Raw genomic sequence first — 12612 nt, 5'->3', positions numbered from 1 at the left:
TAATTAATCGCTATTGGGTATCATTAGCTCACAGGATAAAAATAGATTTTTTTCATTCATTTTATATGGTTATTTTTATAGTGTGATATTAAACTGCTATCAGTATTTCGCTGCCATCACTTGAGCCGACGGCTTCAATGACTGGCGTGTTAACCAGCACGCTACTAGTAACTTCAAACTGACTGGCGATAGCCATATCTTTGAGTGGTTTATTCACATCAATACCTTGAGCTTTCAAAACTTCCAGCATAGGTTCTGCGTTACCTCTCAATAGATTGTACATTCCTTGATTTGTGCCTCCCTGATAGGGATTTCCTGGTTCTGCGTGCAGCGTCCGTGACATTGAACACATTGAGTTATAAAAATCACCTTTAATATCTAAACCACTCAGTTTCATCTGCGGATTATCCAGGTAATGCGGTGCACCTGAATTATCGATATCAGGTTTTAATGATTCACCAAACTCTATACTTTCAATATGTCCTCTGTTAACGACTATCGGTTTTCCTGCACCAAATAGATTTCCTTGGAAAATTACCGCAGAATCACTCTCTGAGAGACTTCTAAAGCCCGCACTTTGGTTATTATAATCCTCAGCAGTAGGATTAATAACTGTTCCATGAGATGAGTAATAACTACCCGCATATTCATAATTTTTAGTTTCGTTAATGACTGCAACTATATCTCCATACTTTTCCGCCCATTGGTGAGCGTAGGAAGAAATAGTTTCATTTTCAATTTGTGCTTGATATTTTATTTTCACAGTCATAATAATCTCCTTTTAATTAACGATGACTCATCATTGAGTCATACTGAATAGTAAGATAAAGAATTTACTAATACCACCGCCAATCAATATGCCAGATATTAGAATGAATGGCGGTGGCGTAATTTCATTTATTATATAACTACAATGATATTGATTAATTGAGGTCTTAAGCAGCCATTAATATTTCAGCGCCATCATATGTACCAATAACATCAATGACCGGTGCATCAGATACCATTTCACCACTATTATCAAACTGGCTGGCAATAGCCATATCCTTCAGCGGTGTATCCACATCAATACCTTTGCTTTTCAAGATATCCAAGAATGGTGTCGCATCGCCACGCATAAAACCGTAGGTGCCTTTATGCATCTCACCTTGGTGATTCTCTTCCTTAGTCTTTAGGGGGTCAAACTCACCAGAAATATCTAATCCACTGAATTTAATGTGTAATTCTGCAAGCTGTTTACCCTCGCCATTGGTGTTATTCTCTAATACCTCACCTAGTGCCAAAGTGTCCATCTTGCCGAAGAAAGTATGTTGAGGCATAAAGGAGTATTTGAGATCACCTTCTACAATCATCGCAGTATCAGCGTTATGTGAGCTGGGTACGGCATATTGAATACCACTAAAACTGTCACCGCCAGCCAAAAAACCATATTTTTTGGCTGGTGATGTGGTTATATCTCCATTTTTTGTTGCCCATTGTTGAGTAACATTAGAGAGGGTGTCATTGGCGAATTGGACTTGATACTTTATCTCTATCGTCATAATAATATCCTTTTAATTAAAAATTACTCGATGACTCATCATGAGTCACAGTGACCACAGGTAAAATAATAATTTCACCTGAATTCTTTATCATTATCTTGATTGATATGTCAGCATATATCTAAAACCTATATTCAATGCTGCCCTGAACAGTACGACCACGATTAGGGGTAAGCGAAAGCGAATCACCATAATTAACAATATAAGCACGATTAGTTATATTTTCTATTGAACTCCTCAAGATTAAATTATTAGTCACCTTATAGCTGGCATAGATATCAAATAAAATATATTTTGGCCAGTCTGCTACATAAGCAGTATTAGCGTAACCATATCTATTCGTCACTGACCTATCTTGATATCCTTTGTTATAACGGATAATAGTACCGAAATCCAGTTTTTGATCAAATATTCTGCCACCTAAAACTAAACTCCCTCTATCACCCGGTAAATATGCTGAAGAACCGAATAAATTATTTGCTCTGCGGCATTCTATCTTATTATTCGAATCATTATCATCAATGGGATACCTAATAGTGTATGTGTAAGGATATCTAGGAGAGCGCCAATAACCTGTCCTAACAGATTTTTGTACTTCGCCTAACCAAGCATGCTTTGAGCAAACACTATTGATACCAATCATTCTGGTATAATTTATTGTGGTATAAAACAAACCGGAATCATAACTTAATTGATACTCTAGACCACGAAAATATGTAGCTAGTAAATTATTAATATAGGTCGCATTAGTAAAAGATTCACCACCAAACTTTGGTTTTTGTTTAGATAGCTCAAGATTGATATAATCTGCTACTCGGGTATCAAAGTAAGCTAATTTAGCAACCAGACGATCTTCATTAATAAATAGGCCGGTATGCTGAATATTAAAACCTGCTTCCCAAATTTTGGCATTCTCTGCCGCCAGAAAAGGATTCGGTAGAACCCAACCATGACCATGGGGACTACCGATAGCCAGCATTTCAGTCATTGCCGGCGGTCGCCAGGATTTACCGTAATTAGCAAAAAATTCCAGCCACTGTACACCTGGCTTAATGCCAATAGCTGCCGTGGGAGAGAGTTGCTGCTCACGGCGATTGACATCCCATGTCATCATTAAGAGTGCATTAGATGAACAGCGAGTATTTTCATCCTCGGACTGCTCATGCACTCTTGCGTCACAAGGGTTATCTTGTGTATAGAGGTGACGAAACCCATTCGTTGGCATCCAAGTATTACCTTGAATACGAAATTGGTCATGCCGCAGACCTCCTTCTAATCGCAACCAATCACTATAATCGTAATTAAGTTGAGCAAAGGTGCTGCTAACGGCACGCTGGCCCGATGGCGTCAGTCCATTCACCCTTTTATCCACTGGAGTTATAATATCTAAATAGTCATTAGTTGTTCGCCCTCTGGAACGGTCACTAAACCAATCAAGACCATATTTAATACGCAATTGGTGGTGATCAGCATAAGTTAACAAGCTAGTATTTTGTAATTGTAAACCGTGGGTGGTTAGACGGGTTTGGGTCCAATATTGTTTGCGGTAAACGGCATTGGCATTATGGGTATCAGTATGGTCATTGGTATCCACATAATAAATTTTAGCGGTTGCATCCAGCCAGGCAATATGTTCCGGCTTTAGACTATAATCCAACCCGATATTACGGTTTATCACATCACTGGTACTGTTACTTAACCAACCATACGTGAAAATGTGTGGTGTGTGTTTATCATATAAAAGGGTAAACATGCCGGCGTTGGGACTATGTACATGTGTTTGTAAATAGCTTAATCCTATCCGCTGATCAGCGGATAAATTCCACCCGACTTTGGCTAACCGTGAATGCATTTTATAGTGAGTGAAAGCTATTTTGTTATTTTTAATATCATTGTCAAACTTACTCTCTTTTTTCCCCATGCGTATTTCACCAATATAGCCTTTATTCCCCGGCCAATAGTCTTTTAGATTACGTTCACTGGCAGCTATTAATATATCGCCATCTTCATTGCCCCATGCCAGTGCGGCACTACCAATAAACTGGGTGCCATTATCGCCGGTGGTAGCACGAATCTTGCCGCCAATGTCTTTTCCTGGCTCAAGAAACTCATTGGCATTAATTGTATTAAAGGTTGCAATACCCCCAATAACCCCCGCGCCACCTATTCCGCTGGAAGCCCCCTTTTCAATCACCACGGTATCTAATATTTCCGGATCAATATACATGACCCCATGGCGCTGACCATGACCACTTTTCATAAAGTTCTGCCGCATGCCATCAATATTCATATTGACGCGGCCATAATCTTGCATGCCCCGGATATTAATCGAAAGTGCTGGGTCGTTCTGGCTAACACTGGAGTAAACCCCCGGTGTTTGTTCCAAAATATCGGCCACATGGCGGGCTGGCCGGTTATCCAGTTGTTCGCGGGAAATCTCACTCACTGAGCGGGGTTCATCATAGATCCAGTCACCCTCATGGGCGTGGCTCGCTCCCTCTACTTTCAGTTCATCCAGTACGATATCACTCTCACCAGATGATTCTGCATTGGCCCTCTCGGAATACCCCTGTGCAGTAAGGGCTAAAAATAGACTTAATGCCATTTTATTTATAGGCTTTATTGCGGTATTTTCACCTCTAACGATATTATCCATTTATGATATTTCATCCTTATTAATATAGAAATAATATATAAAATAATAATTAGCCATTATTTAATGGCGTTATACCCATATTTTGACAATAGGATTGTCGCCAAATAATAGAAAGTATTCGGTGGCTGATATTGTGTTATTTTCTTTGAGCTGAATAATTTACTGCATCAAATAAATGGGACGTTAAATTAGAAAATAAAGAACATGGCTTTATTAGTGGGCAAGGTAATAGGCTTCAATAATGTACATCGTTATTTCAGCCAAACTGAATTTTGTTAATTTCCTAATGCTAGTAGAACTTCTAACATAGCGCCATTATTTGATAATAATTATCATAATCATTTTTGGTTATAAACTCAACGCTATATTAAGAATAAAACAGCATGTTGTTGAGACTGTTGATTTTATAGAGAGGATAAATCGTAAAATAAATAGTGGTTGTCGTTAGACGAATTAAAACCTCTCCATAAAATATGTCACGAGAGGAATATCGTGGAGTACCTATAACGCAAAACGGGCCACGTTAATGTGGCCCGTCGTCAATATAAATATGCTGCGAATTAAAATAAACGCTTTTTAGCTTCCGTAATAGCTGATGCCACTTGCTGCGGTGACACACCACCTTTAGCAACGCGTTTATCCAAACAAGATTGCAATGCCAGAATCGGGTACACATCATCACCAATGACTGCACTGAATTTCTGCAAATCACTTAGCGATAAAGCCTCTAGCGCTTTACCCTGACGGATGGCCTCAACAACAGCTTCACCCACAATATGGTGAGCTTCACGGAAAGGCACACCTTTGGCAACCAGATAATCGGCCAATTCAGTGGCATTCGCATAACCTTGCTCGGCCGCTTCTTTACAGCGTGGGCGTTTGACTTGAATACCATCGAGCACCAGCGCCGCCATATGCAGACAATCCAGCCAAGTATCGAGGGCATCAAATAACCCCTCTTTATCTTCTTGCATGTCTTTGTTATATGCCAATGGCAAGCCTTTCAGCGTCATCATCATCCCGGTCAATGCGCCTTGAACCCGGCCACACTTCCCACGAATTAATTCCAATGCATCCGGATTTTTCTTTTGCGGCATCAGGGAAGAGCCAGACGTCACGCGATCAGATAAATCGACAAAAGCCGCTTCACCACTGTTGAAGAAGATCAGGTCTTCGGCAAAACGTGACAAATGCACCATCCCGATGCTGGCATCGGACAACAATTCCAGCACATGGTCACGGTCAGAAACACTGTCCAGACTGTTACGTGTTGCGCAAGCAAAGCCTAACCAACCAGCTAATTGTTCGCGATCAATGGCATAAGCCGTCCCCGCCAATGCACCGCTGCCTAACGGGCTAACATCCAAGCGTTTCAGGGTATCTTGCAGGCGGCTTTCATCACGTGAAAGCATTTCTGCGTAAGCCAAGCACCAGTGGGCAAATGTCACCGGTTGTGCACGTTGTAAGTGGGTATAACCCGGCATAACGGCATCTTGGTTGGCTTGTGCGGTGATAACCAGAGCCTGTTGTAGCTGCCGTACCGCTGTTTTCAATTCGGTTATCTGGAATTTACACCAGAGTTTGAGGTCAGTCGCTACTTGGTCATTACGGCTGCGCCCGGTATGCAATTTTTTGCCTAAATCACCGACTTTATCAATCAGCTTGGTTTCAACCCAACTGTGGATATCTTCTGCGTCACTGGCCAAGATGGCTTGCGGATCAGCCTGCACTTCCTCTAGCAGCACAGAGAGAGCCTGCTCAAGTTGTTGCTGTTCACTGGCTGTCAAAACGTCCACGGTGACCAGTGCTTTCGACCAGGCAACAGAACCGATAATATCCTGTTCAGCCAATCGGTAATCAAACCGCAGGGAATCATTAAATTGCTTAAAACGCTGATCTGCTGCCTGACTGAACCGCCCGCCCCATAGTGCCATAATCTTACTTCCCTAAATTTTGAATATGCCCAGCATCTTAAAGGATGATGAGTATTGAAATTGTTTTGACATAGAAAATCATAATATACCCAAAGTTGTTGACGTTGCAGCAAGCCAGCAAACGAGTACATCTCGAATCACCGTGAACACGACTGCAATATCAAATATGAAGGGTATTAAGCCAGAATACGAGTGCCAATCGGCACGCCATTAAACAGTGCTGGTAGTTGATCTGCATGACGCCAACTGGCGATATCCACAGGACGACCCAACGAGCGAGCGGCATCCAGCGCGGCATTCACTTTCACCACCATACCGTCAGTAATGATGCCTTGGGCAATTAATTGCTCTGCTTTTTGTGCGGTCATCTCGGCGATCCGCTGGCCCTTGCCATCCAGAATGCCACTCACATCGGATAATAAAATCAAGTCCGCGCCTAACGTGGCAGCCAATGCCGTCGCCGCCTGATCCGCATTCACATTCATCAATTTACCATCGTTGGTAATACCGATAGAACTGATGATTGGCATGTAATCCGCAGCCAGCAAGGTTTGCACCAATACTGGTGAACCCGATAATGCTTTCCCCACATGTCCCAATTCAGCATCCAATGGGGTAACTTCGACAGTATTGCCATCGCCCAGACACAAACCAACTGCGCTGATTTGGTGTTTTACTGCCCATGCCAGCAACGTTTTGTTGGCCGTACCGGCCAATGCACCGGTAATGATATCAATCTGATCGGCTGGGGTAACACGCAAGCCGTTTTTCTTCACCACCGGCAGAGCGAGTTTTTTCATCAAATCATCAACCAGACAGCCACCACCGTGCATAATCACAAGCGGGCGCTCATGTTTCTCACGATAGGTCACCAATGCAGTAAACAGGCGTTCCAGCGCTTCTTCGCTGTCCAGCAACACGCCACCTAATTTAATGACTAATGGGTTCATTATGTTTCGCCTCGATGTACCCGCCATCTTTCAAGATGTGGAGTTGTTGGCTGCCATCATTCACTCAACTCATTGAGTTCATTCTGTTGTCGCCTAACTGCAACTCGAAATCTATTGGGTATAATTAGATTATATTTCTGTATTTTCTGGTTCAGGCTCGGTGCTTTACCCTCTGGTCGCCTACAGCAGCGACTGGGTTTGTGCAAAACCAAAACGTATATTCATGCATTGGACAGCCTGCGCCGCCGCCCCTTTCAGCAAGTTATCTTCTGTTGCGACAATAATTAAATGTTCGCCCTGTACAGAGAAACCAATATCACAGAAAGGCAAACCCACGACAGCTTTTAGAGCCGGTACGCCTTGCTGATATAACCGCACCAGTGGTTTGTCCTGATAGGCATGGTGGTAGGCCTCCTCAATATCCTGCGCGGTGACCCCTGCTTTTAAACGGCAGGTAATTGTCGCCAAAATACCCCGGGCAAAATTCCCCAAATGCGGTGTAAAAATCACCGGTGTGCCAAGGTGAGCAACAATTTCTGGCTGATGACGATGATTAAATAAACCATACGGTTGCAAACTGACTTCACAAAAGCTGTTGCCAATACTGGCTTTGCGCCCCGCACCGCTCACACCACTAACCGCATTAATTACCGGCCATTGTGCATCATTGAGCAAACCGCCATCGACCAATGGCTTAAGTGCAAGCTGCGATGCTGTTGGGTAGCAGCCCGGCACGGCAATCAATTGCGCTTGCTTAATATCTTCGGCACGCCATTCAGCTAACCCATAGACCGCTTTATCTAGCCAATCGGTATGCTTATGCTCAAAACCATAATATTGGCTGTAAAACGCCGCATCCTGAACGCGGAATGCGCCAGAGAGATCAAACACCACACAACCCGCCGCCAGAAATTGTGGTACTAAATCATGGCTAACTTCATGGGCGGTGGCGAGGAAGACAACATCCACACCTTCTGCCGCCTGAGCCACATCCACCAAGGGTTGCAGTGGAAGATCAATAATGCCTTTTAGTTGCGGATGCAGATCAGAAAGTAATTTTCCTGCATCTGCACTTTGCGCTGAAACCGTTAAACCGGTTATGTTCATATGTGGGTGACGATTCAGGTAAGCCGTAAGCTCCGCTCCGGCATAGCCACTGGCACCAACAATCAGCGTATTCAACATGGGTTTAGTTTACCTTCTGACTTAATTGTATTTATGCGTTTAACGACATAAATACTCAAAACCGTTATCCGGGTTCTCAGCAAGGTTTTACTGTTCCCCCACGTGATTGAGCATTGACATTTTCGTAAATTTAAGGGTGATTATAGGTTCCCTTACGCTCAAGCTTAATGTATTTTTATTCATAATTACTGCATGAATATTGATACTATCCTAACCAAAGGCTGTCAACAGTGAAGATGAAATTACCTCCATTTATTGAGCTGTATCGGGCGTTAATCGCGACGCCATCGATCAGCGCAACCGATAGCGCCCTTGATCAAAGTAATGAGGCGCTAATCAACTTGTTGGCCGGATGGTTTGCCGATTTGGGTTTTCGTGTCGAGATCCAGCCAGTGCCAGATACCCGCCACAAATTTAATCTACTTGCCTCTATTGGCGAGGGGAACGGGGGGTTATTGCTGGCAGGCCATACCGATACCGTACCTTATGATGAAGGCCGTTGGACACGCGATCCATTTACCCTGACCGAGCATGACAATAAGTTGTATGGTTTGGGAACCGCTGACATGAAAGGATTCTTTGCTTTTATTCTGGATGCCGTGCGCGATATTGATGCCAGTAAATTGAGCAAGCCACTGTATATTCTGGCCACCGCTGATGAAGAAACCACCATGGCGGGCGCACGCTACTTCGCAGCTTCCACTCAATTGCGCCCCGATTTTGCCATTATTGGTGAGCCAACATCACTGCAACCCGTGCGGGCGCACAAAGGGCATATTTCCAATGCCATCCGTATCACTGGTCAGTCCGGCCATTCCAGTGATCCCGCTCGCGGTGTGAATGCCATTGATTTGATGCATGAATCTATCACTCAGTTGATGAAACTGCGTACTACACTGCAAGAGCGTTACCACAATCCAGCATTTGCCATTCCTTACCCAACGATGAATTTTGGTCATATCAATGGCGGTGATGCGGCGAATCGTATCTGTGCTTGTTGTGAATTACATATGGATATCCGCCCATTGCCGGGCCTGACATTAAGTGATTTAGATGAATTAATGACTGAAGCGCTGGCACCGGTCAGTGAGCGCTGGCCAGGCCGCTTGAGTATTGATGAGTTGCACCCGCCAATTCCGGGCTATGAATGTCCAACCGATCACCATATGGTGGGGGTTATCGAGAAATTACTGGGCGAGCGCACGGCGGTGGTTAACTACTGTACCGAAGCACCGTTTATTCAAAAAGTATGCCCAACGTTAGTCTTGGGGCCAGGGTCTATCAATCAAGCTCATCAGCCGGATGAATTTATCGATATGGCCTTTATCGAGCCGACCCGTGAACTGATTGGTCAGCTCGTTGATCATTTTTGTCAACAAAAATAACCCTAATGGGGTAGAGGGATCAAAGTTACCGATAAGCCAGACTGATAATCTGGCCGTGGTAATTAAATTTCAACAATATCCCTAAAATTGATGTTTTTTTGCTAAAAATAGTGTCAATTGGGGTATGAAATTGAACGCGGCGAGTGGAAATATCCATCTCAGCCTTTTGGATGAAAGTAATTTACAAAAAGAAACCATAATAATTTATACCCAACGTCATTGGAGTGCAGGAAAGGCAGCACGCGAGCGCAGCTAACATCCCTGTGGCTTCATGTCCAAGGGGTATGGGCTTAGGGATCATATGAACGAACAATATTCCGCAATGCGAAGTAACGTCAGTATGCTCGGCAAACTACTCGGGGACACCATCAAGGAAGCCTTAGGCGAGCACATCCTTGATCGAGTAGAAACCATCCGTAAATTATCTAAATCTTCGCGTGCTGGTAATGAAGCAAGCCGTCAGGAACTGCTGACGACGCTGCAAAATCTGTCCAACGACGAACTGCTGCCAGTGGCCCGTGCTTTTAGCCAATTCCTCAATCTGACGAATACGGCAGAGCAATACCACAGTATTTCGCCACACGGCGAAGCCGCAAGTAATCCGGAAGCCCTGGCCCAACTGTTTACCCGCTTAAAAGAGAAAAATTTGAGCGAGAAGGACATGCGCAGCGCAGTTGATGAGTTATCCATTGAGCTGGTACTGACCGCTCATCCAACGGAAATCACTCGCCGCACTCTGATTCATAAACTGGTTGAAGTAAATTCCTGCCTGAGTCAGTTGGATCACAATGATTTGGCCGACTACGAACGCAACAAGATCATGCGTCGTTTGCGCCAGTTAGTTGCACAATCTTGGCATACTGACGAAATTCGTAAAATTCGCCCTTCCCCAGTTGATGAAGCCAAATGGGGCTTTGCTGTGGTTGAAAACAGCCTATGGGAAGGTGTGCCTGCATTCCTGCGTGAATTTAACGAGCAGTTGCAGGACTCCCTTGATTACCGCTTACCTGTCGAGGCGGTACCCATTCGTTTCACCTCATGGATGGGTGGCGACCGCGACGGTAACCCGAACGTCACTGCCGAAATTACTCGTCATGTGCTGCTACTGAGCCGTTGGAAAGCGACCGATTTATTCCTGCGTGATATTCAGGTGTTGGTCTCTGAACTTTCCATGTCGGAATGTACGCCAGAACTGCACGAGCTGGCTGGCGGTGAAGAAGTTGTTGAGCCTTATCGTGAGTTGATGAAGCGTGTACGCACGCAGTTGACCAATACTCAAGCCTATTTAGAAAGCCGTTTGAAAGGCGAGCGCGTATTGCCACCAACGGATTTACTGGTTAGTAATGATCAATTATGGGATCCGCTCTACGCGTGCTATCAGTCCCTGAAAGCCTGTGGCATGGAAATTATCGCCAACGGCCAATTGCTGGACACCTTACGCCGCGTGCGCTGCTTTGGCGTGCCATTGGTGCGTATCGATGTGCGTCAGGAAAGTACTCGTCACACCGATGCCATTGCTGAACTGACCCGCTATTTGGGCCTCGGTGACTATGAAAGCTGGTCTGAAGCAGATAAACAAGCCTTCCTGATTCGCGAACTGAACTCCAAGCGCCCATTGGTTCCACTGAAGTGGGAGCCAAGCGCCGATACGCAGGAAGTGCTGGAAACCTGCCGAGTGATTGCCGAAGCGCCACAAGGCTCTATCGCCGCTTACGTCATCTCCATGGCAAAAGTGCCATCGGACGTGCTGGCGGTACATTTGCTGCTGAAAGAAGCAGGTTGCCCATTCACGCTGCCGGTCGCGCCACTGTTTGAAACTCTGGATGACCTGAATAACGCCGACGATGTGATGACCCAGTTGTTGAATATCGACTGGTATCGTGGCCTGATTCAAGGCAAGCAAATGGTGATGATTGGCTATTCTGACTCAGCAAAAGATGCTGGTGTGATGGCTGCCTCTTGGGCGCAATATCGGGCGCAAGATGCATTAATCAAAACCTGTGAGAAAGCAGGCATTTCTTTGACACTGTTCCATGGCCGTGGTGGTTCTATTGGCCGCGGTGGTGCTCCTGCTCACGCAGCCCTACTCTCTCAGCCTCCGGGTAGTCTGAAAGGGGGGTTACGCGTCACAGAACAAGGCGAGATGATCCGCTTTAAGTTTGGTCTGCCAGAAGTCACTATCAGCAGCTTGGCGCTGTACGCCGGTGCGATTCTGGAAGCCAATTTATTGCCCCCACCGGAACCGAAGAAAGAATGGGTTGAGGTGATGGATCTGCTGTCGGATGCATCTTGCGATATGTATCGCGGTTACGTGCGTGAAAATCCACAGTTTGTCCCTTACTTCCGTGCAGCAACGCCAGAACTGGAATTAGGTAAATTACCTCTGGGTTCACGCCCGGCTAAACGCCGTCCGAACGGTGGTGTCGAGAGCCTGCGTGCCATACCATGGATTTTTGCCTGGACACAAAACCGCTTGATGCTCCCAGCTTGGTTGGGCGCCGGTGCCGGGTTGCAAAAAGCAATTGATGCCGGTAAGAAAGAAGTATTGGCGACGATGTGCCGTGACTGGCCGTTCTTCTCAACGCGCATTGGCATGCTGGAGATGGTATTCGCTAAAGCCGATTTGTGGCTGGCTGAATATTACGATCAGCGTCTGGTGGATAAATCGCTATGGCCGTTAGGTCAGCAATTACGCGACCAATTGGAAGCTGACATTAAAGTGGTGCTGGCCATTGCCAACGATGACCACTTAATGGCTGATTTACCGTGGATTGCGGAGTCTATCGCGTTACGTAACGTATATACCGACCCACTAAACGTCTTGCAAGCCGAGTTGTTGCATCGTTCGCGCCAGCAAGAACACCCAGATGCCCGTGTTGAGCAGGCATTGATGGTGACGATAGCCGGTGTGGCCGCGGGAATGCGCAATACAGGTTAGAGAGAGGCAGGGGGAGGAGACTC

The 12612-nt window shown here is 45.3% G+C and carries 8 protein-coding genes; 2 read left to right on the top strand and 6 right to left on the bottom strand.

Annotation, left to right across the window (positions count from 1 at the left end; all coding sequences use genetic code 11):
* Window positions 1–88: 88 nt before the first annotated feature.
* From HUZ92_RS16485 to argC, 6 genes are all read right to left on the bottom strand, one after another.
* Window positions 89–769 (bottom strand): heme acquisition protein HasA, encoded by a 681-nt coding sequence (locus HUZ92_RS16485; protein ID WP_145579456.1) that lies wholly within the window; start codon window positions 767–769, stop codon window positions 89–91.
* Between the two features lie 166 nt (window positions 770–935).
* A complete protein-coding gene (locus HUZ92_RS16480; RefSeq protein WP_145579457.1) occupies window positions 936–1541 on the bottom strand; it encodes a heme acquisition protein HasA in 606 nt (201 codons plus the stop codon).
* A gap of 121 nt (window positions 1542–1662) precedes the next feature.
* Window positions 1663–4197 carry a TonB-dependent hemoglobin/transferrin/lactoferrin family receptor gene (locus HUZ92_RS16475; protein ID WP_174846866.1) on the bottom strand — a complete coding sequence of 845 codons (2535 nt, stop codon included), beginning with the start codon at window positions 4195–4197 and terminating at the stop codon, window positions 1663–1665.
* A 560-nt stretch (window positions 4198–4757) separates the two neighbouring features.
* On the bottom strand, window positions 4758–6131 hold the full coding sequence (gene argH, locus HUZ92_RS16470) for an argininosuccinate lyase (RefSeq protein WP_050101055.1): 1374 nt from the start codon (window positions 6129–6131) through the stop codon (window positions 4758–4760).
* A gap of 176 nt (window positions 6132–6307) precedes the next feature.
* A complete protein-coding gene (argB, locus tag HUZ92_RS16465) occupies window positions 6308–7081 on the bottom strand; it encodes an acetylglutamate kinase (protein WP_050101056.1) in 774 nt (257 codons plus the stop codon).
* A gap of 180 nt (window positions 7082–7261) precedes the next feature.
* Window positions 7262–8266, bottom strand: a complete 1005-nt coding sequence (gene argC, locus HUZ92_RS16460) for an N-acetyl-gamma-glutamyl-phosphate reductase (RefSeq protein WP_145579458.1) — start codon at window positions 8264–8266, stop codon at window positions 7262–7264.
* Between the two features lie 236 nt (window positions 8267–8502).
* Between argC and argE the strand changes: the two genes are divergently transcribed.
* Window positions 8503–9651 carry an acetylornithine deacetylase gene (gene argE, locus HUZ92_RS16455; protein ID WP_050101058.1) on the top strand — a complete coding sequence of 383 codons (1149 nt, stop codon included), beginning with the start codon at window positions 8503–8505 and terminating at the stop codon, window positions 9649–9651.
* Between the two features lie 301 nt (window positions 9652–9952).
* Window positions 9953–12589, top strand: coding sequence for a phosphoenolpyruvate carboxylase (gene ppc, locus HUZ92_RS16450; protein ID WP_050101059.1), 2637 nt, complete (start codon window positions 9953–9955; stop codon window positions 12587–12589).
* Window positions 12590–12612 lie beyond the last annotated feature (23 nt).

Origin of the sequence: Yersinia vastinensis (assembly GCF_902726565.1) — a bacterium.
Lineage (GTDB): Bacteria > Pseudomonadota > Gammaproteobacteria > Enterobacterales > Enterobacteriaceae > Yersinia > Yersinia vastinensis.
The sequence above is the reverse complement of the archived record's forward strand: the minus strand, read 5'-3'. Positions and strand labels throughout refer to the sequence as shown.

What these genes read in the sequence shown, in the direction of transcription:
- HUZ92_RS16485 (WP_145579456.1), bottom strand. Translation starts at nt 769, where the DNA reads ATGACTGTGAAAATAAAATATCAAGCACAAATTGAAAATGAAACTATT.
- HUZ92_RS16480 (WP_145579457.1), bottom strand. Translation starts at nt 1,541, where the DNA reads ATGACGATAGAGATAAAGTATCAAGTCCAATTCGCCAATGACACCCTC.
- HUZ92_RS16475 (WP_174846866.1), bottom strand. Translation starts at nt 4,197, where the DNA reads ATGGATAATATCGTTAGAGGTGAAAATACCGCAATAAAGCCTATAAAT.
- argH (WP_050101055.1), bottom strand. Translation starts at nt 6,131, where the DNA reads ATGGCACTATGGGGCGGGCGGTTCAGTCAGGCAGCAGATCAGCGTTTT.
- argB (WP_050101056.1), bottom strand. Translation starts at nt 7,081, where the DNA reads ATGAACCCATTAGTCATTAAATTAGGTGGCGTGTTGCTGGACAGCGAA.
- argC (WP_145579458.1), bottom strand. Translation starts at nt 8,266, where the DNA reads ATGTTGAATACGCTGATTGTTGGTGCCAGTGGCTATGCCGGAGCGGAG.
- argE (WP_050101058.1), top strand. Translation starts at nt 8,503, where the DNA reads ATGAAATTACCTCCATTTATTGAGCTGTATCGGGCGTTAATCGCGACG.
- ppc (WP_050101059.1), top strand. Translation starts at nt 9,953, where the DNA reads ATGAACGAACAATATTCCGCAATGCGAAGTAACGTCAGTATGCTCGGC.